21 protein-coding genes are annotated in these 24,477 nt (G+C 37.0%); 17 read left to right on the top strand and 4 right to left on the bottom strand.

Annotated elements, in window-relative coordinates; translation table 11 throughout:
• Nucleotides 1-59: 59 nt before the first annotated feature.
• From NSQ92_RS17510 to cydC, 7 genes are all read left to right on the top strand, one after another.
• The gene (locus tag NSQ92_RS17510; RefSeq protein WP_341152991.1) at nucleotides 60-947 is read left to right on the top strand and encodes a 6-phosphofructokinase; all 888 of its coding nucleotides are present in this window, start codon (nucleotides 60-62) and stop codon (nucleotides 945-947) included.
• Nucleotides 944-2,956 carry a transketolase gene (gene tkt, locus NSQ92_RS17505; RefSeq protein WP_341152990.1) on the top strand — a complete coding sequence of 671 codons (2,013 nt, stop codon included), beginning with the start codon at nucleotides 944-946 and terminating at the stop codon, nucleotides 2,954-2,956. The genes NSQ92_RS17510 and tkt overlap by 4 nt, the downstream gene beginning before the upstream one ends.
• Before the next feature lie 228 nt (nucleotides 2,957-3,184).
• Nucleotides 3,185-4,378 carry a PDZ domain-containing protein gene (locus tag NSQ92_RS17500; RefSeq protein ID WP_341152989.1) on the top strand — a complete coding sequence of 398 codons (1,194 nt, stop codon included), beginning with the start codon at nucleotides 3,185-3,187 and terminating at the stop codon, nucleotides 4,376-4,378.
• Nucleotides 4,379-4,746: 368 nt separating this feature from the next.
• On the top strand, nucleotides 4,747-6,099 hold the full coding sequence (locus NSQ92_RS17495) for a cytochrome ubiquinol oxidase subunit I (protein WP_095258551.1): 1,353 nt from the start codon (nucleotides 4,747-4,749) through the stop codon (nucleotides 6,097-6,099).
• Entirely contained in the window at nucleotides 6,096-7,109 is a 1,014-nt protein-coding gene (locus tag NSQ92_RS17490) for a cytochrome d ubiquinol oxidase subunit II (protein ID WP_047944877.1), read from the top strand. The genes NSQ92_RS17495 and NSQ92_RS17490 overlap by 4 nt, the downstream gene beginning before the upstream one ends.
• Nucleotides 7,110-7,124: 15 nt before the next feature.
• Nucleotides 7,125-8,855 carry a thiol reductant ABC exporter subunit CydD gene (gene cydD / locus NSQ92_RS17485; RefSeq protein ID WP_341152988.1) on the top strand — a complete coding sequence of 577 codons (1,731 nt, stop codon included), beginning with the start codon at nucleotides 7,125-7,127 and terminating at the stop codon, nucleotides 8,853-8,855.
• Nucleotides 8,855-10,573: a thiol reductant ABC exporter subunit CydC gene (gene cydC / locus NSQ92_RS17480; protein ID WP_341152987.1), complete on the top strand. Its 1,719-nt coding sequence runs from the start codon at nucleotides 8,855-8,857 to the stop codon at nucleotides 10,571-10,573. The genes cydD and cydC overlap by 1 nt, the downstream gene beginning before the upstream one ends.
• A 116-nt stretch (nucleotides 10,574-10,689) precedes the next feature.
• Here the strand turns inward: cydC and NSQ92_RS17475 are convergent, their stop codons facing one another.
• A complete protein-coding gene (locus tag NSQ92_RS17475) occupies nucleotides 10,690-11,730 on the bottom strand; it encodes an NAD(P)-dependent alcohol dehydrogenase (protein WP_172866342.1) in 1,041 nt (346 codons plus the stop codon).
• A 229-nt stretch (nucleotides 11,731-11,959) separates the two neighbouring features.
• Between NSQ92_RS17475 and NSQ92_RS17470 the strand changes: the two genes are divergently transcribed.
• From NSQ92_RS17470 to zupT, 5 genes are all read left to right on the top strand, one after another.
• The gene (locus NSQ92_RS17470) at nucleotides 11,960-12,370 is read left to right on the top strand and encodes a MerR family transcriptional regulator (protein WP_047944882.1); all 411 of its coding nucleotides are present in this window, start codon (nucleotides 11,960-11,962) and stop codon (nucleotides 12,368-12,370) included.
• 89 nt (nucleotides 12,371-12,459) lie between these two features.
• Nucleotides 12,460-12,885, top strand: coding sequence for a MaoC family dehydratase (locus NSQ92_RS17465; protein WP_095322085.1), 426 nt, complete (start codon nucleotides 12,460-12,462; stop codon nucleotides 12,883-12,885).
• Nucleotides 12,886-13,080: 195 nt separating this feature from the next.
• Entirely contained in the window at nucleotides 13,081-14,598 is a 1,518-nt protein-coding gene (locus NSQ92_RS17460) for a flavocytochrome c (protein WP_341152986.1), read from the top strand.
• Nucleotides 14,599-14,784: 186 nt separating this feature from the next.
• Nucleotides 14,785-15,006, top strand: a complete 222-nt coding sequence (locus tag NSQ92_RS17455) for a hypothetical protein (RefSeq protein ID WP_341152985.1) — start codon at nucleotides 14,785-14,787, stop codon at nucleotides 15,004-15,006.
• Between the two features lie 286 nt (nucleotides 15,007-15,292).
• Entirely contained in the window at nucleotides 15,293-16,102 is an 810-nt protein-coding gene (zupT, locus tag NSQ92_RS17450) for a zinc transporter ZupT (RefSeq protein WP_047944888.1), read from the top strand.
• Nucleotides 16,103-16,210: 108 nt separating this feature from the next.
• Here the strand turns inward: zupT and NSQ92_RS17445 are convergent, their stop codons facing one another.
• Nucleotides 16,211-16,432: a hypothetical protein gene (locus NSQ92_RS17445; protein ID WP_321198338.1), complete on the bottom strand. Its 222-nt coding sequence runs from the start codon at nucleotides 16,430-16,432 to the stop codon at nucleotides 16,211-16,213.
• A gap of 291 nt (nucleotides 16,433-16,723) precedes the next feature.
• Here NSQ92_RS17445 and NSQ92_RS17440 point away from each other — a divergent pair, with 291 nt between their 5' ends.
• The 4 genes from NSQ92_RS17440 to NSQ92_RS17430 all read left to right on the top strand — a co-directional run bounded on the left by NSQ92_RS17440 (nucleotide 16,724) and on the right by NSQ92_RS17430 (nucleotide 19,469).
• Nucleotides 16,724-16,894, top strand: a complete 171-nt coding sequence (locus tag NSQ92_RS17440) for a DUF1657 domain-containing protein (protein WP_082138459.1) — start codon at nucleotides 16,724-16,726, stop codon at nucleotides 16,892-16,894.
• A gap of 36 nt (nucleotides 16,895-16,930) precedes the next feature.
• Nucleotides 16,931-17,110 carry a hypothetical protein gene (locus tag NSQ92_RS26850; RefSeq protein WP_445668943.1) on the top strand — a complete coding sequence of 60 codons (180 nt, stop codon included), beginning with the start codon at nucleotides 16,931-16,933 and terminating at the stop codon, nucleotides 17,108-17,110.
• Between the two features lie 206 nt (nucleotides 17,111-17,316).
• On the top strand, nucleotides 17,317-18,003 hold the full coding sequence (gene rpiA, locus NSQ92_RS17435; RefSeq protein WP_047944890.1) for a ribose-5-phosphate isomerase RpiA: 687 nt from the start codon (nucleotides 17,317-17,319) through the stop codon (nucleotides 18,001-18,003).
• A gap of 230 nt (nucleotides 18,004-18,233) precedes the next feature.
• On the top strand, nucleotides 18,234-19,469 hold the full coding sequence (locus NSQ92_RS17430; protein WP_144546292.1) for a malic enzyme-like NAD(P)-binding protein: 1,236 nt from the start codon (nucleotides 18,234-18,236) through the stop codon (nucleotides 19,467-19,469).
• A 45-nt stretch (nucleotides 19,470-19,514) separates the two neighbouring features.
• On the opposite strand, the gene NSQ92_RS17425 is transcribed toward NSQ92_RS17430, so the two are convergent.
• The gene (locus NSQ92_RS17425) at nucleotides 19,515-20,846 is read right to left on the bottom strand and encodes a nucleobase:cation symporter-2 family protein (protein ID WP_445668963.1); all 1,332 of its coding nucleotides are present in this window, start codon (nucleotides 20,844-20,846) and stop codon (nucleotides 19,515-19,517) included.
• A 151-nt stretch (nucleotides 20,847-20,997) separates the two neighbouring features.
• A complete protein-coding gene (locus NSQ92_RS17420; RefSeq protein ID WP_341152984.1) occupies nucleotides 20,998-22,644 on the bottom strand; it encodes a PucR family transcriptional regulator in 1,647 nt (548 codons plus the stop codon).
• 246 nt (nucleotides 22,645-22,890) lie between these two features.
• Here NSQ92_RS17420 and allC point away from each other — a divergent pair, with 246 nt between their 5' ends.
• A complete protein-coding gene (gene allC / locus NSQ92_RS17415; protein WP_095258560.1) occupies nucleotides 22,891-24,126 on the top strand; it encodes an allantoate deiminase in 1,236 nt (411 codons plus the stop codon).
• The last annotated feature ends 351 nt before the right edge of the window (nucleotides 24,127-24,477 follow it).

Raw genomic sequence — 24,477 nt, 5'->3', positions numbered from 1 at the left:
AAACAGCTAACAAATAGAAATCTATAAGACTAAATAAGGGGAAACAGGAGGCATCCAATTTGAAGGTAGGTATCATGATTGCAGGAGTACTGCCTGGGGGAGTAAAGCAGATTATTTATAAAATATTTAATGAATTGACTCCAACTCACCAATTATTTGGGATTGAAGTGAATAAAGAAACAGGGAAAGCGGACTATCTTGAATTTATTGTTAATAATGATTCTCCCTATTTAAGTGATTATGTATTGAAGCCAACTCCATTATTAGACAATATTAGATGGGAAGAAATCTGTTCCCCGATGGATAGTATAATTTTTATTGGCGATGCACAGGCAAAAAAACGGTGGGCGCAGACATTTGCAATGAGCAAAACGATTCATTCCTTATACGTTCCCGTTTCTATTTATAACAATATCAAAGGTTCAGATTGGTCTTTAGGCTATGACACCGCTATTAACAGTATTACACAAATGGTTCTGAAGGTAAAAGATACCATTCATTCTCTGAAATACGAAAAACCAAGATTGTTTGGCATTGCTATAAATGGATACCCTTCGAATCATATGCTCCAAGATATTTCCATGGCGGTAGATGGCCATTTTTTAGTAAATACGTTTGAATTAGAAGAAGTAGAGCTTTTATGTAATAAAATCGATAATAGTTTTAATTCTCTTCAAACTTCTTCAGTACTAGTATACAGTCATTTAAATAAAGCAAGTGTAGAGAAGAAGCTGATTCGCTCTTTAAATGTGGATTGGAAATACACGGAAATTGATGAAGCTCTATGCATGGGAACCAATCCAACAACAATTGATCGAATATTAGCAAATGAAATAGCGGAAACCATATTATTATGGATAAAAAATGATAATCCGACAGGAGAAATAGCAGTGAAAAAAGAGGGAGTTCTTTATTTAAATAAAAAATACGAAGGAATGATAGTATGACTAATACAGTTGTTGCAAACGTAGAAAAACTAGCAGTAAATACAATTCGAACATTATCCATTGATGCCATTGAAAAATCAAATTCTGGTCATCCAGGTATGCCAATGGGGGCAGCACCAATGGCATATACACTATGGGCAAAGGAAATGAATCATAATCCAGCTAATCCTAATTGGTTTAATCGTGACCGGTTTGTTTTATCAGCAGGACATGGTTCCATGCTTCTTTATAGCTTATTACATTTATTTCAATATGATGTAACCATTGATGATTTGAAAAATTTCCGTCAATGGGGAAGTAAAACGCCAGGTCATCCAGAGTTCGGCCATACTCCAGGTGTGGAAGCAACTACTGGCCCATTAGGACAAGGAATTGCGATGGCAGTAGGAATGGCAATGGCAGAAAGACACTTGGCAGAAACTTATAATAAAGAAAATTATCCAGTAGTGGATCACTATACGTACAGCATCTGCGGTGATGGCGATTTAATGGAAGGCGTATCTGCAGAAGCAGCATCGCTTGCAGGTCATTTAAAATTAGGTAGATTAGTAGTATTATATGATTCCAATGATATCTCGTTAGATGGTGATTTGCATCTTTCTTTCTCTGAAAGTGTTCAAAAGCGTTTTGAAGCATATGGATGGGAAGTTATCCGTGTGGAAGATGGAAATAATATAGAAGAAATTCATAAGGCTATTACAAAGGCGAAACAATCAGAGATTCCTACTCTCATCGAGGTGAAAACCATAATTGGATACGGTTCTCCAAATAAAGGTGGAAAATCTGCATCACATGGTGCACCACTTGGAGCTTCAGAAACACAATTAGCAAAACAAACGTATGGGTGGGCATATGAAGAAGCATTCTACGTTCCAGCAGAAGTATCGGATCATTTTGCGGCATTAGCGCAAGCAGGCGCAGAAAAAGAGAAAGCATGGAATGAACGTTATGAAAAATATAAAGCAGCCTATCCAGAATTAGCTGGCCAATTAGAATCCGCAATCAAAGGGAAGTTACCAGCTGATTTGCAAGCAAAGCTACCTGAATTTACTGTAGGGGAATCGATGGCAACAAGAGAATCTTCAGGGAAAGCAATTCAAGCAGCAGCAAAAGAACTTCCATTTTTATTTGGTGGCTCAGCTGATTTAGCAGGATCCAATAAGACGTTAATGAATGCTGAAAAGAACTTTGCCATCGATGGATATGCTGGTAGAAATATTTGGTTTGGTGTACGTGAATTTGCAATGGGTGCAGCATTAAATGGATTAGCACTGCATGGCGGAGTAAAAGTATTTGGCGCAACATTCTTCGTTTTCTCTGATTATTTACGTCCAGCTATGCGTCTAGCAGCATTAATGAAACTACCAGTAACATATGTATTCACACATGATAGTATTGCTGTCGGAGAAGATGGGCCGACCCATGAGCCAATTGAACAATTAGCTTCCCTACGGGCAATGCCAGGATTATCGATTATTCGTCCAGCAGATGCCAAAGAAACAGCTGCTGCATGGCAGCTGGCATTAGAAAGTACAGATACACCAACAGCGCTAGTATTGACACGTCAGAACCTGCCGACTCTCGACATAACGAAAGAAGAAGCATACGAAGGGGTAAAAAAAGGTGCATACATTCTTTCCCGGGCTTCAGAGGAAGCGCAGGCATTAATTTTAGCAACAGGATCAGAAGTTTCTCTTGCAATCAAGGCACAAGCAGCTTTAGCAGATGAAGGAATTTCTGTAAATGTGGTAAGTATGCCAAGCTGGGATCTTTTTGAAAAGCAATCTCCTAAATATAAAGAAAGAATACTGCCGAAAAGCGTTCAAGCACGTGTTGCTATCGAGGCTGGGGCCTCTCTTGGCTGGAGAGAATATATCGGTGCAAAAGGGGAACATATCACAATTGATCATTTTGGTGCTTCAGCTCCGGCAGATAAACTTTTCCAAGAGTATGGATTTACGGTGGAAAATGTTGTTGCTAAGGTGAAAGCTTCCATGGCAAAAAACTAAACACTAATGAATACGAGCTAACGACTGTAATAAGTTGTTAGCTTTTTTAGTATGAAAAAACTAGTATATAATTAGAAATACTGATAAAAAGATAGATATTTCTTCCACATAGTCTTTCTATTACCATATTAGTAGAATATAATAGATTTATATTAGCAAAAAGATTAAATTCCTTTATTTCGAGGAATGAATAGATTGAAAGCTTATTGTAAGGATGGGGGAAGTTTTATGTGGCAAGATTGGCTGCTTGAACTATTAAAAGGATTTGGTAAATTATTTTTAAATCCTGTTTTTTATTTATCATTTTTATTTGCCGCTTTTTTAGGGGTTTCTAGAGTGAAAAAGGAAAGAAGAAATTTCACAGTAAGAGCACAGGATGCTTATTTTGAACTGAAACAATTACTTCCACGAGGGATAATTGTAGGGCTATGTGTTTCTGTTCTTTCAATTGGCCTTGTTTTAGTAGTTCCAATGGAATTTATTATTTTCACAGGAATTTTCACCATAATATTTGCTTTAATTGGAAAAACAAGAATATTATCACCTGTATACACGGCTGGTTTAGGCATTATCGCAAGTAGTGTATCTGTTTTCCTTGGCTTGGATTATTCCTTGTTTTCTAAAAGCAATCTTCAGCCTTCTGAGTATATTTTTCCAACTGCCATTATTTTATTAGGCTTATTGATTATTTCCGAGGGAATATTTGTTCGTGGAAACGGAGTAAAGGGGACTTCGCCGCGATTGAAGAAAAGTAAGCGAGGTCAAGTTATAGGTGTTCATTTACTTGAAAGAGCATGGATTATGCCGGTATTTTTATTTATCCCATCAGGCGTACTGACGATTCCATTTGAATGGTGGCCAATGTTTACTATTGCAAATCAAACCTATTCTTTAATTTTCGTTCCGTTCTTGATTGGTGCAAAACTAGAAGTACAAGGAGAGCACCCTATTATTGCTATTAGAAATGTGGGACGAAATCTAATTATTCTTGGTTCTTTTGTCATAGTAGGTGGAGCGGCAGCTTATTTATACCCGCTTGCATCGCTTGCCCTAGTGATTGTAGCCATTATCGGTCGGGAATGGATTACTTTAAAACAGAGAAATAAAGAAAAAAACAGATCTTTTTATTTTTCTAGAAAAAATAATGGGGTAGTAATTTTGGGAATTGTACCAGATTCGCCCGCTGATAAAATGGGACTTAGAATCGGAGAAATGATTTCGAAAGTAAATAGCATTCCAGTTCAAGATAAAATTCAATTATACAAAGCATTACAGAAGAATTCTGCCCATTGTAAGCTGGAGGTCTTTGATACTCATGGCGAAATTCGTTTCGTGCAAAGAGCTCTATTTGAGGGCGATCACCATGAATTAGGTTTGTTATTGATTCCAGATGAAAAAGTTCATGGGAATGAAGCAGTGTAAAAGTGTACCGCCTGCTGAATGTTCAAGCAAATTAATTTTACTAACCGTTTCAAGTAGAAGAAAATAAATAAGCCAGCAAGAACCAATTCTAAAATGGAGTTGGTTCTTTTTTATGTAAAAATGCCACTGGGAAAATGGGAAAAAAATCCTTCTAAAAGTGTACACATATTAATTTATTCTTCTATGTTAACATTATAAACGTAGTGTTAATATTAGTATTCGTATATTTTGGATAAGTACATAAGTACTTAATAATTTGGGTATTAATAAAGAAGTATAGATAGTACCTGTGTATTAAATTCCAAAATAGTTAAAAATATAGCTTAAACTTGCTCAATATTTCACTAAGAAAAACAGGAGGGAGAAACATGGAGTTTGATACAGTCACCATTAGCAGAATGATTACAGCAATGACCCTTACCTTTCACATTATCTTTGCTACCTTAGGGGTCGGAGTACCATTGTTTATTTCTATTGCTGAATTCATCGGTATTAGAAAGCAAGATAAGCACTATGAATTGCTAGCCAAAAGATGGTCTAGAGGATTTGTGATAACGGTTGCAATTGGAGTAGTGACAGGAACAGCCATTGCCTTACAGCTATCTTTAGTATGGCCCAATTTTATGCAGCTTGCAGGTAATGTCATAGCACTGCCGCTATTTATGGAAGTATTTGCGTTTTTCTTTGAAGCTATTTTCTTAGGAATTTATTTATATACTTGGGATCGCTTTAAAGGAAAATATACGCATTGGCTATTAACATTACCAGTTGTAATCGGTGCAGGGATGTCTGCGGTTTTTATAACGACAGTAAATTCTTTTATGAATTCGCCAAATGGATTTAGCATGGTTGATGGAGAATTTGCTGCGGTTAATCCGTTAAAAGCAATGTTAAACCCATCATCGCCGACTAGAATTTTTCACGTCTTAGGAGGTTCTTATTTGACGGTAGCAGCTATATTAGCAACGATTGCTGCGATTGCGTTATTGCGAAATAAAGGTGCACGGGAATATCATAAAAAAGCATTAAAGATGACGGTTATCGCTATGTTTGTCTTTTCCGTGATTACAGCATTAGCAGGGGATGTATCAGCCAAATATTTAGCGAAACATCAGACGGAAAAGTTAGCTGCTGCAGAATGGCTGTTTGAATCAGAAGAGAATGCAGATCTCCTTCTATTTGGATGGTTGAATGATGAGAATGAGGTCGTGGGAGCGATTCGAGTACCTGGCTTTTTAAGCTTTTTAGCACATGGTGATTTTACAAGCGAAGTAACGGGGTTAGAAGTTACACCAGAAGGAGAAAGACCGCCATTGGTTATCCATTATTTATTTGATTCGATGGTATCTATTGGATTCTTCCTTTTAGGAATTTCGTTTATATATATTGTATTAGCTAGGTTTAAACGCTGGAATCAGCATAGTAGATTAATGCTATGGTTAATCGCAATAAGTGGGCCATTAGCAATGTTAGCTGTAGAACTTGGGTGGGTTTTTGCAGAGTTGGGAAGACAGCCATGGATAGTAAGAGGATATATGACTGTAGACGAGGCAGCTACATCATCTCCTTATATTCTGCATATGTTTTTTCTATTTCTAGCACTGTATATAGTCCTTGGCACTCTATTTACGATCACTTTACGAAAATTATTTAAAGATAATCCAGCAGAATTGGAGTTAGAAAAGAATTACCCTGAATGGAAAGAGGGGATTGAAAAATGAGTTATGAGGTAATCGGGATTACGGTACTATGGTTGTTCTTGTACGGTTATCTAATTGTAGCATCGATTGACTTTGGCGCAGGATTTTTTGCATATTATGCAAAGATTACCAAGCAAGACCATATCATTAATCAAATCATTTCGCGTTACCTATCACCAGTATGGGAAGTAACAAATGTATTTTTAGTTTTCTTTTTTGTAGGTATTGTTGGTTTCTTTCCTTCTTCAGCCTATTATTATGGCTCCGCATTGCTGGTACCTGCAAGTTTTGCGATCGTTTTGCTAGCTATTCGGGGTTCCTTTTATGCTTTTGAAAACTATGGTTCTAAGCAAAGTAATGTTTATATGTTTCTATATGGAGCGACAGGCCTATTTATCCCAGCTTCATTATCGGTCGCTTTAACGATATCAGAAGGAGGATATATTTCTGAACACAACGGCCAAGTTTCGTTAAAGTATTTCGAATTATTTACGAGCCCGTTAGCTTGGAGTATTGTTGCACTGGCGATTGTATCTGTTCTATTTATTAGTGCAAGCTTTATTACTTATTATGCATCAAGGGCAAAAGATATAGCTGCACTTCAGTTAGTACGTAAATGGGCATTATTCTGGGCAACGCCAACCATTATTATGGCGTTGACAACGATGATTGCTTTAAGTCAGAGAAACCAAGTTAATTACGAAAATATGCTGGATTTATGGTGGATATTTGGCTTATCAATGGGCTTTTTTATTATTGGGATTGGTCTATTATATATAGGCAGGAATTATGGGATTGCTTTTATTGCCATTATGCTGCAGTTTCTCTTTGCCTTTTTCGGATACGGAATGGCTAAATATCCTTATTTGCTCTATCCATACATCAATATTGAGGATAGTGCCACAAATCCATCCATGGCAATGGCGCTTATCATTGCCTTCATAGGGGGACTCTTACTGCTAATTCCGTCCCTAATCTTATTGATGCGCCTGTTTTTATTTGATGCAGATTATGCCAAGGGAAAAAAATAAGAAGGCGGAATCATTATGCAAAATATAAAGAAAACAGTTTGGATGCATAAGAAAAAGATTTATTGGTTATTTGGACTAACCTTGATACTAGGGCTTGCAATTGTTGCCCAGGCCTATGTGATGACGTCCATTGTCGACGGTGTTTTCCTAAAAAAACAGTCGTTTTCAGCGATTATACCGTGGTTGATGCTGCTGCTTGTTATCCTATTTGTAAGGTCTAGTACCGATTATATAAGTAAACGGATTGGTGTTTCGATTGCGAGCAAGGTAAAAGGGGAAACACGTAAGAATTTATTGGCAAAATATACTGCTAATTCTGTCCAGCTGAATGAAAAAGGACAGACAGGCGAAAAAGTAAGTATGCTACTTGATGGTGTGGATGAGATGGATAGTTTTTATAGCCAGTTTATTCCACAGGTTATGCAGAGTACATTTGTACCGCTTTTAATGCTGCTGGTTATTCTTACTCAGCATGTAAACTCAGGGATTATTTTAATGGTTTCTGCCCCGTTTATTCCAATTTATATGATCGTAATTGGAATCAGAACCCAAAAAAAATCGGAGGAGAAGCTGGAAAAACTAGCTTCTTTTTCCGGTAAGTTTTTAGAAACTTTACAAGGGCTAGTAACTTTAAAACTATTTGCTCAAACAAATCGGCAAAAAGGAGAATTAGAAAAAAGTAGTTTAAGCTTTCGTGATACAACACTAGAAATATTGAAGATTGCTTTTACACAATCCTTTGCACTTGAACTTATATCGATGCTAAGTATTGGAATTGTGGCTTTAGAACTTGCTATTCAATTAATTATTTATAAAAGTATTTCTTTTTTCACGGCTTTTTTGATTTTAATATTGGTTCCAGAATTTTATACGTCCCTAAAAGAACTGGGTGTAACGTTTCATAATGGCAGAAGCAGCATGGGAGCTGCAAAAAAGGTATTAGAGGTGTTTGAAGAGGAAGATGAACCTACTTTATGGGGAAAACAAACCTTTCCTAAGTGGAAAGTGCCCCCAACGATTGAGCTTCATCAAGTTGACTTTGCTTATACGAATACTAATTTCCGATTAGAGTCGATCACAGCAACTTTTTTAGCTAACCAGCAAATTGCCATTGTAGGCGCAAGTGGTGCTGGAAAGACAACCTTGCTTCACTTATTAGCAGGTATGATTACTCCTGAAAAAGGGACGATTTATATTAATCAAGAAGCACTCACTAAATTTGCAGAAGCCGCTTGGTTGGAAAGGATTTCTTATATATCGCAAACTCCTTATATTTTTTCAGGAACGATTGGCGAGAATATTGCGATGGGAACGACAGAGGAAGTTGGGATGGATGCAATTAAAAAGGCAGCACAATTAGCGGGAATAGCACCGCTAGTTGCTTCATTAGAACATGGCTTTGATACTCGAATTGGCGAAGCTGGCAGAGGGCTTTCTAGCGGTGAAAAACAAAGAGTTTCGATAGCACGTGCTTTTCTTAAAAAGCCTCACATTGTATTGTTGGATGAACCAACGCGCGGGCTCGATTTAGCTACTGAAAAAATATTGCAGCAGTCGATTCAAAAATTAAAGGAGACAGCTACGGTGATTACCGTTGCCCATCGTTTGCATACGATCAAAAATGCCGACCAAATTCTTTTTTTAGAAAATGGGAGACTCCAGGCTGTTGGGACACATGAATCATTATTAGAAATTTCACCTGCATATAAGGAGTTAGTAATGATTCAAAAAGGGAGGGAACAATAATGAGTGCACTGCAGAAAATAATGAGATTAATGTTAATAGAGAAAAAAGACATTAGCGTAGCTGTAGTATGTGGTTTTATTGCGGGAATTAGCAGTGTTGGCTTATTTGCTGCAAGTGGTTATCTTATATCTAAGTCTGCATTAATTCCTCCCTTCTATACTTTAATAATACTAACTTCAACTGTTAAGTTACTTGGTCTTGTGAAAGCAGGAGCAAAATATGGAGAGCGCCTTTCATCACATCGAGCTACTTTTACGATTTTAAGTAATTTGCGAGTGGCTTTCTTTGAAAAATTGACGCCGCTTATTCCGCAAATATTTCATAAATATAGAAGCGGGGACCTGCTTGCGCGTGTAGTTGGAGATGTAGAAAGTTTGCAAAATTTCTTTTTAAGGGTGTTTTACCCACCGCTTGTGCTCTTACTTGTTTTTGTCAGCACGATCTTATTTACTAGTTTTTATTCCATCGCCATTGCGCTGATTCTATTACTTGGTTTTTTCCTGACGACGATTATCATTCCAGCATTATTTTCCTTAAAGCAAGTCAACATTAAAGGGAAAGTTAGGCAGGAGCGTGGTGATTTATCCACGCATATTACAGAGATGATGTATGGGTTTCGTGAATTAAAGCTGTTCCATCAATTACCACATAAACAACAGCAGCTATTAAATCGTTCTGAATCGTATATTAATGAACAAAAACGAGAAAATTTAAATAAAGTATCGAGTCAATCATTTAATGGTTTTATCACGTTGGTTACAAGTTGGTTTGTCATAGGAGTTGGAGCCTATTTAGTTGCGAATGGCATGCTTGAAGGGATATTTTTAGCAATGCTTGTTATGATTTCTTTAACTGTCTTCGAGTCTGCAGCGTCAATGGCTGTATTTCCTATTTATATGCAAGAAAGTAGAGATGCATCAAGACGCTTATATGAAGTGGTAGAAGATCCTAGTCATACAAAGAATCATAGTGATCCTGATATTAATAAGTTATCTAGTCTCCCGCCGTCATTAGAATTTAAAGATGTACAATTCACTTACATGGGGGATTGGCGCAGCACGATTCCTAACATATCATTTACGATACCAGCTAGGTCAAAGACGGCAATTGTCGGTGCCAGTGGCTCTGGAAAATCCACTGTCCTTCAGCTGATTTTAAAGCTGCAAGAAGTTGATGCCGGAAAGATTTATTGGGGAGATTTGGACATATCGTCTGTATCTTCTGAGGCTATATGGGAACAAACGAAAGTTGTCTTGCAGGAGAATTATTACTTTTATGGAACGATTCGTGAAAATCTTCAATTAGCAGCATCAGAACTTAATGACACACAAATGGAAGCAGCATTAGCAAAGGTGCAGCTAGAACATTTTTCACTAGATCATCGCGTGTTAGAAAAAGGAGAAAATCTTTCAGGCGGAGAAAAACAACGCTTAGCACTTGCTAGAGCATTTTTGAAAAAAGGACATCTATGGTTATTAGATGAGCCAACCTCATCACTTGATGCACAGACAGAACAAACTATTTACAAAGAAATTTTTAAAGATGCCGATCAGGATACATTTATTATGGTCAGCCATCGCTTAAAAGGTTTAGAGTCTATGGATCAAATTATTGTAATGAATCATGGCGAAATTATGGAGTACGGTTCTTATAAGGATTTAATGGAAAAGAAAGGTTATTTTTATCAAATGAAGGTACTAGAAGAAAGCTTGCTTTAAGGAAAAAATGAAAAGTTATTTGTTTTGAAACTTTGTAAAGATGAGGGGGAATTAGCAGACTGAATACTATAGGATTCAGTCTGCGGGTAATATCCACTCCCCCACTTTTTCATCTGCTACATAGTACTCGTATCAATAACGAAACGATATTTTACATCAGAAGCTAAGACACGCTCATAAGCCTCATCAATTTGGTCTGCGGAAATTACTTCTATTTTTGGTACAATATCGTGCTTCGCGCAGAAATCTAGCATTTCCTGTGTCTCCCGAATTCCTCCAATCAGGGAACCGGCAAAAGAACGGCGGTGTCCAATCAATGACATCACATTTAATGACAATGGTTCCCCAGGAGCACCGACATTTACCATCGTACCATCAAGGGTAAGTAAAGAAAAATACGCATCAAGATTGATTTTTGCACTTACAGTGTTAAGAATTAAATCAAAGGAGCCAGCAAGTTTTTCAAATGTCTCTGGATCATTTGTAGCGTAATAATGATCCGCTCCAAATTCTAAACCGTCCGCTTTTTTCTTTAATGATTGAGACAGGACCGTTACCTCTGCTCCCATTGCATGTGCAATCTTAACAGCCATATGGCCAAGACCACCCATTCCGACAATCGCTACTTTTTTACCTGGACCAGCTCCCCAGCGATTTAATGGAGAGTAAGTGGTGATACCTGCACATAGTAATGGTGCCGCAGCATCCAGTTCGATGTTATCAGGGATTCCTACTACGAACTCCTCTGTTACAACAATATGGGTTGAATAGCCGCCTTGTGTAGGCTCTCCGTATTTGTCTACTCCAGCATATGTAGGAATATTACCTTTAAGACAGTATTGTTCTTCCCCCTTTAGGCAGTTCTCGCATTCTCCACATGAGTCCACCATACATCCGACACCCACACGATCGCCGATTTTATACTTTGTTACTTCCGGTCCGATTTCTGTAACAATTCCTGCAATTTCATGCCCTGGTACAAGAGGATAATTAACAGGTCCCCATTCCCCATGAGCTGTGTGGATGTCTGAATGACAAATGCCTGCATACTTAATTTCTATGAGAACATCGTGTAAATCTAGGTCACGTCTTTTAATTTCGGTTGCTTGAAATGGTTTATCTGCACCATATACTGCTCTTGCTTTAGCTGAAATCATTCTAAAACCTCCAATAATTTGATAGTAGATAAAAGTTCCTTCTCTTTTTTCCGTACAAAATTAGCATAGCCCCTATAGTTAACTCTAGGGCAAGTGAAAAGTATCAATAGTTATATAAATAGTTCTTTCTTCGTAAATCTTTGACAGGGGTCATCTGTCATGATAGGATTCTGCTTAAATCACAGAGTTAATGCAAAATCTTGATCCGTAGGTGGAAAGGGGAAAGCGAATGAAAACATATTCGATCAGTGAAGCAGCCAAAAAATTAAATCTTACTATATATGCTTTACGATACTATGACAAGGAAGGACTGATGCCTTTTGTAACTCGTGATGCTAATGGAAACAGATTGTTTAAAGAATCAGATATAGAGGCATTAAAGGTTATTCAATGTTTAAAAGCAACAGGAATGCCGATTAAGGAGATAAAAGATTTTATCGCTTGGTGTTCGGAAGGGGATTCCACTTTACAGCAAAGATATGAGATGTTCCTGGAACGAAAAGCTGCAGTAGAAGCACAGATAGAAGAGTTGAAACAGACCATGGAAGTTGTTAATCATAAATGCAATTATTATAGGAAAGCTATCGAAGCAGGGACAGAAGATATTCATAAAAAGAATAAGATCAGTAATTTCAATTGATAAAAATTAGTATAATCATTATTAATTGTGAATCCAGTACGTTGGTTTAGAGAAAAAATAGTATTTATTAAAAGAAGAGGTAAGTAACGATGAAACTAGATGAATTTACAATCGGACAAATTTTTCGGACAAAGGCGCTTACATTAACGAAAGAAGAGATTATAAAGTTTGCAGGCGAATTTGACCCGCAATATTTGCATGTAAATGAAGCGAAGGCGAAAGAAGGAAGATTTAATGGCATAATTGCTTCAGGTATTCATACTTTAGCTATTTCCTTTAAACTATGGGTCGAAGAAAAGAAATATGGTGAGGATGTTATTGCCGGTACCGGGATGAACAATATACAATTTATTAGGCCTGTATATCCCGGTGATAAGTTGTATACGATTGTAAAAGTTCTTGAAAAAAAAGCTAATAAAAGTGCTACCGGTATTCTTACTGTATTGCTTAAGACGTACAATGATAAAGAAGAGCAAGTATTTGCAGGGGAATTATCTGTATTAATAAAACGATAAAAAGATGAAATTAGGCTGTCGATATGCTTTTTGTAAGAGTATCGGCAGCCTTTTTGATATACCTAATTGTAACAGGTAAATGAATTTTTAACTTTTTTGTGAACTTATGCACAAACTATGTTTTTGATGCTATACTTTGGTAGATAAAAAGTACCGGAGTAATGAATAGAGTAGGTGCTATATGGAGGTAATAAGATGAAAAAAAGAATAACATCTATGCTTATCTTAGTTTTTTCCCTAGTGCTTGTCCTTGTTGGTTGTGGAAACGACAAAGCAAGTAACACGCAAAAGCAAGAAAAAAAGGATAAGGAAGCAGAAGCGGTATCAGGAGCATCAAAAACTAGTTATACGCCATATGAAGAACTTAAAGAGAGCTATGATATTATCATTGTTGGTGCTGGCGGAGCTGGAATGACTGCTGCATTGGAAGCGAAGGCCAAAGGATTAAATCCGGTTATCCTTGAAAAAATGCCGGTTGCAGGAGGAAATACAACAAAGGCTTCTTCTGGAATGAATGCATCAGAAACAAAATTTCAGAAAGAGCAAGGCATTAAGGATAATAATGATAGTTTTTATGAAGAGACATTAAAGGGTGGTCATGGAACGAATAATAAAGAGATGTTACGATTCTTTGTTGATCATTCAGCGAGTGCTATTGATTGGTTAGATTCCATTGGTATCCGTTTGAATAATTTAACGATTACAGGAGGAATGAGCGAAAAACGTACACATCGTCCTGAAGATGGCTCAGCAGTTGGGCAGTACATTGTAGATGGATTACTGAAAAATGTGCAAGAAAAGGATATACCACTATTCGTTAATGCAGATGTGAAAGAAATAACAGAAAAAGACGGGAATGTAAATGGTGTCCGTGTATTATTCAATCAAACAGATGAAAAAGCAATTGCTGCAAAAGCCGTTGTTATCACTACTGGTGGATTCGGCGCCAATATGGAAATGATTAAAGAAGTAAGAAGTGATTTAGGGGACTATGTGACAACAAACCAAGCTGGTAGTACAGGTGACGGAATTAAAATGATTGAAGAATTAGGTGGGACAACCGTTGATTTAGATCAAATCCAAGTCCATCCAACTGTACAGCAAGATGAATCCTATTTAATAGGAGAAGCGGTTCGTGGAGAAGGTGGGATAATGGTCTCTGCAGAAGGAAAAAGATTTACAAACGAATTAGACACGCGTGATAAAGTTACTGCGGCAATCAATGAGCTTCCAGAAAAAGCGGCATTTTTAGTGTTTGATGCTGGGGTGAAATCTCGTGTAAAAGCTACTGATCAGTATAAAAAAATGGGATTTGTATTAGAAGGAGAAACAGTCGAGGCTCTAGCAGAAAAGATGAATGTTTCTGCTGACGAGTTAACTTCAACGCTAGAAACATGGAATAGTGCCGTTAAGAATAAGGATGATCAAGCTTTCGGAAGAACAACAGGAATAGACAATGATTTATCTTCAGCTCCATTCTATGCTATTAAAATTGCCCCAGGTATCCATTATACAATGGGGGGAGTAAAAATTAATACAAACACAGAAGTCCTTAATAAAGAAGGAGCACCAATCCCAGGCTTATTTGCAGCAGGGGAAGTTACCGGTGGACTTCACGGAGAAAATAGAATTGGCGGTAATTCTGTTGCAGAAATAATTATCTTTGGTCGTCAGGCTGGTGTGAAGTCTGCTGAATATGTAAAGGCAAAATAATCAATATTACTGTGAAAGTTCAATTTCAGTTTCAGTAGTATATTAGGCTGATAGATAGGTAAAAGGTTCAAATCACTTTTGATTTGGACTTTTTATTTTGCCATTAAGATTATCGCCTGAAATTAATTAAGGACATCGGACAATCTCTTGCTTTCATACGCTAAATGCAAAGGGGAGATGCGGAAAATGAAAGAAACTAGAGGAAAAGAGTTAATGATTGTGGTTGTAGAATTTTCGCAATTGAAAAAATTTTTAATGCTGGATATGGGAATCGGTACTTTGTCTTATTATTTAGTTAAAATGATTAATGGCAATCTCCTTATTGATTTAATAGGAAGTACTATTATTACGGAAGGAGTAAAAAGAGTGTATAAAGGGATGAACAATAAAAATAAGACTATTACTTAGAAAGAATGAAGCAAGTTTCGAAAAAACAAAAAGGAAGGAAAGAAAGTGATTTTTTTGCGTATAAATGTATTAAGTGATGTTAATGGTTAGGGGAAGAAGGATAAAAAGGTAGGAAGAATAGCTTGGAGATAAAAATAATTTTACCTATAATACATAATGTTATAGATTGACGAATATTTGGAATTTAGTTAAAATTTTTCCTGAGTGAAACTTTTTTTTATTAAGATATAAATTTTATATAAATGAAAAAATGCAGAAATATTTTGGAAGATAAAGGGGGATTTAAATGCCCGAAAATTTATTAATTGCCTTTGGTTTAACATTATTAGCTGGCCTTGCTACTGGGATAGGAAGTATACTTGCCTTTTTTACATCCACTACAAACACAAAGTTTCTCTCTTGGATGCTTGGCTTTTCAGCAGGAGTAATGATTTATGTATCGATGATTGAAATTTTTGTGAAGGCGAAGGATGCATTAGTCGGATCATTGGGAGTACAAACAGGGAATTGGCTTACGGTGGCGGGATTTTTTGGCGGAATTTTACTTATTGCATTGATTGATAAATTTGTTCCAGAGCAAGGAAACCCACATGAATTAAAGAAAGTAGAGGAAATTAATAAATCCAATCTAAAAAGGACGGATCATTCTTTATTAAAGATGGGAAGTTTTACAGCATTGGCAATCGCTATTCATAACTTTCCAGAAGGAATTGCAACCTTTACCGCAGCTTTACAAGATCCAGGACTTGGGGTAGCAATCACTGTTGCCATCGCCATACATAATATTCCAGAGGGGATTGCGGTGGCGGTACCCATTTACTTTGCAACAGGTGATCGAAAAAAGGCGTTTAAACTTTCGTTTTTATCAGGATTAGCGGAGCCTGTTGGTGCATTAGTTGCTTTTCTCATCTTAATGCCATTTTTAAATGATGTTATGTTCGGTCTCATATTTGCAGCAGTAGCAGGAATCATGGTATTCATTTCTTTAGATGAATTACTGCCAGCAGCTAAAAAATACGACGAAGGCCACTTATCCATATACGGCCTGATAGCAGGAATGGCTGTGATGGCAGTAAGTTTGTTATTGTTTATATAATGAAAAATCATATAGTCAATGTCTTTAATAGAACAGGATTGATTCAGCCGGAGTACACGCACCCGAAAAGGAAGTGTACTCCGGTTTTCGTCTTAATAGGATTCATCATTACTTCCTCTCTAATAAGTTGTTTTCCTTCTCCATTTTTTCCACTTCTACTTTCAATTTTTCTGTTTCCAATAAAAAATTCTCATGTTTTAATCGTTCAAGCTCTAATTGATCTTTTAGGATTGCTCTGTTGAGCTTAGTCCTTTTTTCTAAATGATCCGTGATAATTCCAGCTAAGGAAATCAAGAATATAGCTAATACAATCACAATAACAATCATCATATAACTCCCTTGTATCGTTTAGTAATTAATACGATAAACGCGCAAAAAAGTTTCAAATGAAAGCCATAAGAAATATGACTCTGCAAATTGGCATTTTTTTGAGGAATAACAAAGAAAGGAAATGAAATCATATAAAAAGGAACAAGAAAGAATTCGGACAGCATAACTGTCATCCATTCATGCAAGTTTGAAAATCGATGTAGAAATATATTCTACAGAAATCAAAAAGCTTTCTAGCGGAATAACTTCTCTTCAAAAAAATATATAATGGCTTCTTTTATGGAGGAAAATATGATTATTGCATCAGAAGGGAAGCAAACCTTAGCAAGTCTAAAAGGAATTGAATCCCAGCTATCTGTCTTAGCACTTCATTCCAGGGAGGAAGAGGCCCAGAAAGCTTTTCATGAAGCGATGGTGTTAGTTAGTGAAATGAAACATGAAATTCAGTTGCAAGTGTATTAAATATAAAAGGGAAAAAGCACAGCAAATGATGGCAAAATTGTTTATGAGTCTTTAACGAAAATAGAAAAGACCGCTTCATGGCTGCAGACGGAATTAGATAAGCTAGATGTAACACTTGAGAACGTTTTTCTAGGACGGGTCAATTCCTATGGGGAACTTACGATTGATATATATGATGATAAGATGGAACTGGCAGAGCCGCAAGAAAGACCGTAGAATTGTACTCCTTGTAAACGGATAACACAGCTGCAAAAGCGATCTATAGGAAGAATGCAGATAAAATGGTACAAATGAAAAATAAAGTAAAAGTATATTTAGGAGAAAATTCTAAGGAAAATAGATGAAAGAGAAGGCGTTATCATCTATTATAGAAGGAGGATAACTATTTGGATGAATACAATAAAAGTGTGTAGGTGAACAGAATGGAAAGACAGGATGAAAAAGTAATAGTCGGAGAAGCAGCGGTCGTTCAATTTGTGAAAGATGGGATGACAGTGGGACTAGGCACGGGAACTACTGCCTATTATGTGATAAAAAAAATGGGAGAAATGATTAAGGAAGGGATGGAATTAAAAGGTGTAGCAACGTCAAAGGCTACAGAAAAGTTAGCCAGTGAATGTGGAATTCAGCTGGTTGATATAAATGAAGTGGAGCAATTAGACATTGCTATTGATGGAGCGGATGAAATTGATGATAACTTCTTTGCAATAAAAGGGGGAGGCGGAGCATTATTGCGTGAGAAAATAATTGCTAATGCTGCTAAAACCTTTATTGTAGTTGCTGATGGAAGTAAGAAAGTGCAATCATTGGGGAAATTCCCTCTGCCTATTGAAGTCGTACCTTTTGGCTGTGAACATACAGAGAAAGCTATTCAAAAATTCGGCTGCAAAACAGCAATACGGCAGAAAGATGGCGAGCTCTTCGTAACAGATAACGGAAATTATATTATAGATTGTTCCTTTCCTACTATCCAAAACCCCACTCAATTACATCAAGACTTGAATAATATAGTAGGGGTAGTAGAGAATGGCCTTTTTATTAATATGGTAGACGTATTAATTTCAATAAATGAGCAAGATCAAATTAGCGTGGAGCACAAGAACAGATAATGCTTTAGATATAGGGGATTTATGTAGAATAAGTTCCCTTGTAACGGAAGGATAATGGCGGTTTATGGAAATGCTTTGGAGCTGTTTTAAAGATATCTTTATTTTTGCTTGAAAGCGTTTCTTTTTTTGTTTCTACGTTATATTATCGTAGATAGGTAAGGGAATCCTTATCTAAGAAATGCATCCAATGGAAGGATGCAATCATGTTACAGAAATAAGGGAGAGATAGAATGTCTTTACGAGAAGATGCTTTACATATGCATCAAGTCAAACAAGGGAAATTGGAAATCCATGCAAAAGTGGAAGTGAAAAATGCCCAAGATTTAAGTTTAGCTTATTCTCCAGGAGTAGCAGAACCATGTAAAGAAATTTTTGAAAACCCGGAAACTGTCTATGACTTTACCATGAAGGGCAATATGGTGGGACTTATCACTAATGGTACATCCGTACTCGGTTTGGGGAATATTGGTGCTGAGGCATCATTGCCAGTAATGGAAGGGAAAGCAATATTGCTTAAAAGTTTTGCAGGAGTAGATGCCTTCCCAATTGCTTTAAATTCAACAGATGTAGACAAGATAGTAGAAGCAGTTAAACTAATGGCTCCTACTTTTGGCGCCATCCACCTTGAAGACATTGCTGCTCCGCAGTGTTTTGAGATTGAAGAAAGATTAAATCAAGAATTAGCCATTCCTGTTTATCATGATGACCAGCATGGTACAGCAATCGTAGCTTTGGCAGGACTTCTGAACGCCCTTAAGATTGTAAAGAAAGAAATGAAGGATTTGAAAATAGTAATAAATGGTGCTGGCGCTTCAGGTATTGCTATTACCAAGCTTTTCAACTCTTATGGTGTAACTAATATGATTATATGTGACACAAAAGGGGCGATCTTTGCTGGCAGGAAAGCTGGGATGAATCCAGCGAAAGAATCTATAGCAGCATATACGAATGCTAAGTTGACGACAGGTACACTGAGAGATGTTTTGGTAGGAGCAGATGTATTTATTGGCGTTTCTGTAGCAGACACTTTAACGAAAGAAATGGTACAGACAATGAATAAGGATGCGATCATCTTTGCACTGGCAAATCCAGTACCAGAAATAAGTCCTGCACATGCGAAAGAAGCGGGCGCCATCATAGTTGGAACAGGAAGATCAGATTTTCCGAACCAAGTTAATAATGTATTGGCCTTTCCAGGTATTTTTCGTGGTGCTTTAGATGTTCGTGCGACCACTATTAATGAAGAAATGAAAAAAGCAGCAGCAGAAGCGATTGCAGGATTAGTTGCGGATGCCGAGTTGAATGAAGATTATGTAATTCCAAGTCCCTTTGATCCTAGAGTTGCTCCCGCTGTTGCTTCAGCTGTGGCAAAAGCAGCAATGGAAACAAATGTAGCAAGAATTCAAGTTAATCCAGAAGATGTAAGGCTGAAAACCATGAAAGCGACGATTATTGATAAACAATAAAGAGAGAGAGAAAGAGGCTCGAGCCAAATGGCAGCCTCTTTTTGTTTACAATGTATGTGTTTCGCCTATTTGTTTGCTCAAGAGAGAGGCATTAGAGCTTTTCTTACTTGTTTTAACATTAAAAAGAAGATTTAATAAAATGGCAGCCAGACTTCCTGTGATAATCCCATCACTTACAATGATTCTTAAGGCGGAAGGAAGCTGGTCAAATAAATTAGGAACTGCTGTTGCTCCTAAACCGACAGAAATAGAGCAAGCCATGATTAACAAGTTAGCCTGATTGGTAAAATCAACTTTGCTCAGCATTCTGATGCCAGAAGCAACAACCATTCCAAACATAACAACGGTTGCTCCGCCTAATACTGGTGTCGGAATAATAGTGGCAAAAGCCGCAACCTTAGGAATGAAGCCTAAAAAAACAAGAATTCCTCCTGCTGCAATCACGACATTTACTGTTTTGACTTTTGATAGCTGAACAAGACCGACGTTTTGAGCAAAGGTATTATAGGGAAAAGCATTAAATAGTCCACCTATAGTAATGGCTAAACCCTCGGCACGATACCCACGCGTTAAATCCTTTTCACTTAGTGGAGTCTCCGTTATTTTACTTAGTGCGAAAAAGACACCAGTTGATTCAATCACAATAACTAAACCGACAATTAACATAGTAAGAATTGGCCCAACTTCAAAGCTGGGTGTCCCAAAATAAAATAGTTCAGGAAAATGGAACCAACTAGCTTCTCTTACTGGGGTAAGGTTCACCTTACCAAGAACAGCAGCAATGATAGTACCAGCAATAATTCCAATTAGGACGGACAATGATTGTATAAATCCTTTTGTAAACCGGTTTAACAAAAGAATGAATAATAGGACTCCGAATGCCAAAATCAAATTTTCAATGGAGCCAAAGTCTTTGCTTGTTGCTCCTCCACCCATATTTTTAATACCGGATGGGATAAGAGATAAACCGATAATAGTTACAACTGTTCCAATTACAACTGGAGGAAAAAGCTTGGTAATTTTGCTGAAAAAGGGAGCACAAATAATCATAAAAATTCCTGTAATAATAATGGCTCCATAAATAGCAGTGACTCCATAATTTGTTCCGATCGAAATCATCGGAGTAACCGCAACGAATGAACTACCTAGTACAACTGGTAAGCCAATGCCTAAATATTGGTTTTTCCAGGCTTGGAGCAATGTGGCAATTCCACATGTTAAAAGATCAATTGCAACAAGATAAGCTAGTTGTTCGGTTGTTAAATTCAATGCTCTTCCAACTAATAGTGGAACAAGGATAGCACCAGCATACATAGCAAGAACATGTTGAAGACCTAAAGAAAAAATTTGTAATCCCTTTTCGTTATTTTGAGGCAATATGAACACTCCTTCTCCTTGTGCCATTTAATTAACACATATTGTTATGTTAATTAACATCATAAGCAGTGAGAAGAAAGAAGTCATTGGTTACATTATACAAAATATTTAGAAAGTATAGATTATATATCTAAGACGTTAAAGAAACTTTTTAGATTTGTATTTGTTTTTTTCTTTCATTCATTTTTAAAATCGATTTAATCCGAAAAGCAAAACGAAGGTGGAAGGTAGTCTCTGGATCCTTAAGACTTTTTCCTAAGAGATCCTCACATTTTTCTAAGCGATAAATTACTGTATTACGATGTACATAAAGGCGTTTCGCCGTCTCAGAGATTTGGCAATGGGTCTCTAAGTAAACAGATAATGTATGGAGTAATATTTGTTCTTCTTCTTGCTGGTGACTGTTAGAAAAAGAATGGAAGATATGGTCATAAAATTCCTGCAGATCCTTTGTTGGAATGATTCTTAACATTTCAAAGGCATCCTTTGGTCGATGTATCTGGATAAAAGGCGTGTTTCCAGAAAGCTGTCCAGTATGTAAAGCACTAAGCGCCTCCTGATAAGCATTGGGTAAACTTAACAGACGCTGATAAACATTGCTGATACCGAATGAGATACTTGTTTTAAATGTGTTCGCAAGATAGGTTTGGATATTTTGTAAATAAGGAAGAATAGTTTTGTCTAGCTCATAAGAGGAATGGGTAACTTCCATGATAATAATACAATGGTCTTGTATAAGAAAAAGCTGAGAAGCGAAAGGTGCCTTTTTTATTTCTGTTTCGATAAATTCATATACATAATCTACCTCAACAGAATGCTGTGTGAAAGATTTATATTGATCGCCGCTATCCAATTTGCCAATTATTGCGATGGAAGCCTGTTCTTTTTTTAAGAAAAATTCTTTAGCTCTGCTTTCGATTTCCTCAGCAAAGCTAAACTTTCCTTCCATAAAGTGAGCGAAGAAGTCATTTCTTGCTCTTCTAGTATATTGCTTCACTGTATTTTCCCTCATTAGCTCAAAAGAAAGCACATTAGTTGCCTGTTCAATCGTAAGAAGTAAGCTGTGATCTTTCATGGGGATTTCTCCCAGAACAACTAAAAAAGCTGGTTTTCTCATATGAGTATAAATGGGGAAAATGGTAAACACTTCTTCTGTATTTCTACTCGAAAAACATGAATAAGGTGCGTTAGCTAATAAAAATTCAAATCCTTTTGCATGGAGAGAGCTAAAAAAGTTATCGATGGATGTTCGATTATGAGAAGAAGTGTGTAATTGGAAATGGGCATCCAGTAAAACAATCGGCTTGTTAATCATTTGAGATAAGTCATCAATAAGCCTTTTTATCCCTTTCCCTTTCAGAATATGCTGCGTAAATTTTCGATGAGTTTCAAAGGCAGTGGTTAACTCTGCTGTTCTTTGACTCAACATATAGTTTAAAGAAGCATTAACGATTTCCCCTAGTGAAGTTTCTAAAGGTATTTCTAATAGGGGAAATCCTATTTCATCAGCGAATTGAATCGCCTCTTGTGGTATATGTCCTAAAAATCTCTTGGACTTAATTCCTAAGGCTGTACAATCTCTTTTATGCATACTTTTTATTAAGGAGAGCAGAACACCAGGATTATCTTTAAGATGATAGGCAGTAGTGACTAATAAATCGTTCGGGTTTAAGAAGTCGACGATATCAGGTGCATCCATCATGGTAATATGCTTTATGTCTTTATTTAATCCCTTGTGACCTGCAATTACTTGCACCTCTTTAAAGGCAGGTTTTTGTAATATCTCTGCTAATTTCAAATGTATCCCTCCTAAAGTAATCCAATTAATCAAGAAGCTTCTTTAGTTATTTTATACAAACTATTTAGATAATTCTAACATTTTGTCTAATGAATTGCTAGCAGGTGATTATTAAAATAATGGTTACATAATATGAGTGCGTTTTAAGTAGATTTAAATATTATTAGAAAATAACAAAAGGAGAGAGGAGAGTCCTTTCTTTTTATTTTGAATGTGGGGAGAGTATCAGGGAGGGGAGCGGAAGCAATGAAGACAACTATTGATATTGAAACAAAAGAGGTAGGGGATTGGCTAGAATGGCTTGCTCGATTTGGAAAGACGAAAAGTGGTGGAGTTACACGACTTCTCTATGATGAAAACTGGCGCTTAGCACAACATTCTCTTTTTCAAAAAATGAAAGAAAGTGGTTTGAATCCTTATTTTGATGGCGTTGGCAACTTATTTGGCAGGTTAGAAGGAACAGATCAAGAGGAGAAAGCTATATTAACAGGTTCTCATATTGATACTGTTGTAGATGGCGGAAAATACGATGGAGCCTTCGGGATTATGGCGAGTTTTATCGCTGTCAATTATTTGAAGAAGCATTATGGCAAACCAAAAAAGACAGTAGAAGTAGTCTCGTTATGTGAGGAAGAGGGGAGTAGATTTCCTTTAGCTTTCTGGGGATCTGGATCGGTAACAGGAAAATTTACTAAAAGGGATTGTGAAGGATTAGCTGACGTAAGAAATATTTCCTTTGCTCAAGCTATGACATCGGCGGGTTTGCAGCCAGATGAAAAACAAGTAAAGCGAGAGGATATTGAATGCTTTATAGAAATACATATAGAACAAGGGGCTGTCTTAGAAAAAGAGCAGAAGTCTATAGGGATTGTCTCTCATATAGTAGGACAAAGAAGATTTACGATCAAAGTAATGGGGGAGAGTAACCACGCAGGTACAACCCCAATGCTCTATCGGAAGGACAGTGTACATCTTGCAGCAGAATTAATTACATATGCTATTAAACAAGTTACGGAAATAGACGCTCACTTAGTGGCGACAGTTGGGAAAATACAGGCAGTTCCTAATATTCCTAATGTGATTGCCAAAGAGGTTACGTTTACACTGGATGTCCGGCACCACCAAGAAGAAGTACTAGATTACTATTGTGAGAAAATTTTTGCTTATTTTAAACAGAGAGGTAAGACTGCTGATATGGAAGTAGGATGGAATCAATGGCTGGATGTTAAGGCCGTTGCAATGGACGCTAAATTAACGCAGCTATCGGAGAGAATTGTGGAGGAAATAGATATTCCTTATCAAAAAATGATTAGTGGTGCCGGTCACGATGCACAAATTTTCGGAACCTATTGCCCGACAGCGTTACTATTTGTTCCTAGTGTAAATGGAATCAGTCATTCACCAAAGGAACATACGAAACTAGAAGATTTAAAAAATGGGGTTGTTGTCCTTATAGAATTACTACACCGTCTGGCTTATTGATTTTTTAGATCGAACATACTTAAGGCGCAGGAAAGGCGGAAAGTGGTGTACAGGAGGTTGATGAAAGCCGAAAAGTGAGAGAGGAAAGGAAAAAGTGGTGTACAGGAGGTTGATGAAAACCGAAAAGTGAGAGAAGAAAGGAAAAAGTGGTGTACAGGAGGTTGATGAAAACCGAAAAGTGAGAGAAGAAAGGAAAGAGTGGTGTACAGGAGGTTGATGAAAGCCGAAAAGTGAGAGAGGAAAGGAAAAAGTGGTGTTCAGGAGGTTGATGAAAGCCGAAAAGTGAGAGAGGAAAGGAAAAAGTGGTGTTCAGGAGGTCGATGAAAACCGAAAAGTGAGAGAAGAAAGGAA

Origin of the sequence: Niallia sp. FSL M8-0099 (genome assembly GCF_038006945.1) — a bacterium.
Lineage (GTDB): Bacteria > Bacillota > Bacilli > Bacillales > Cytobacillaceae > Niallia > Niallia circulans.
Note: the sequence above shows the minus strand (reverse complement) of the source record. Positions and strands in the feature narration are given on the sequence as shown.

Coding starts and splice junctions, on each gene's coding strand:
- NSQ92_RS17470 (WP_047944882.1), top strand. CDS start 11,960: ATGAAAACATATTCGATCAGTGAAGCAGCCAAAAAATTAAATCTTACT.
- NSQ92_RS17500 (WP_341152989.1), top strand. CDS start 3,185: ATGTGGCAAGATTGGCTGCTTGAACTATTAAAAGGATTTGGTAAATTA.
- NSQ92_RS17495 (WP_095258551.1), top strand. CDS start 4,747: ATGGAGTTTGATACAGTCACCATTAGCAGAATGATTACAGCAATGACC.
- NSQ92_RS17445 (WP_321198338.1), bottom strand. CDS start 16,432: ATGATGATTGTTATTGTGATTGTATTAGCTATATTCTTGATTTCCTTA.
- cydD (WP_341152988.1), top strand. CDS start 7,125: ATGCAAAATATAAAGAAAACAGTTTGGATGCATAAGAAAAAGATTTAT.
- NSQ92_RS17460 (WP_341152986.1), top strand. CDS start 13,081: ATGAAAAAAAGAATAACATCTATGCTTATCTTAGTTTTTTCCCTAGTG.
- allC (WP_095258560.1), top strand. CDS start 22,891: ATGAAGACAACTATTGATATTGAAACAAAAGAGGTAGGGGATTGGCTA.
- tkt (WP_341152990.1), top strand. CDS start 944: ATGACTAATACAGTTGTTGCAAACGTAGAAAAACTAGCAGTAAATACA.
- NSQ92_RS17440 (WP_082138459.1), top strand. CDS start 16,724: ATGATTATTGCATCAGAAGGGAAGCAAACCTTAGCAAGTCTAAAAGGA.
- NSQ92_RS17455 (WP_341152985.1), top strand. CDS start 14,785: ATGAAAGAAACTAGAGGAAAAGAGTTAATGATTGTGGTTGTAGAATTT.
- NSQ92_RS17465 (WP_095322085.1), top strand. CDS start 12,460: ATGAAACTAGATGAATTTACAATCGGACAAATTTTTCGGACAAAGGCG.
- zupT (WP_047944888.1), top strand. CDS start 15,293: ATGCCCGAAAATTTATTAATTGCCTTTGGTTTAACATTATTAGCTGGC.
- cydC (WP_341152987.1), top strand. CDS start 8,855: ATGAGTGCACTGCAGAAAATAATGAGATTAATGTTAATAGAGAAAAAA.
- NSQ92_RS17430 (WP_144546292.1), top strand. CDS start 18,234: ATGTCTTTACGAGAAGATGCTTTACATATGCATCAAGTCAAACAAGGG.
- NSQ92_RS17490 (WP_047944877.1), top strand. CDS start 6,096: ATGAGTTATGAGGTAATCGGGATTACGGTACTATGGTTGTTCTTGTAC.
- NSQ92_RS17475 (WP_172866342.1), bottom strand. CDS start 11,730: ATGATTTCAGCTAAAGCAAGAGCAGTATATGGTGCAGATAAACCATTT.
- rpiA (WP_047944890.1), top strand. CDS start 17,317: ATGGAAAGACAGGATGAAAAAGTAATAGTCGGAGAAGCAGCGGTCGTT.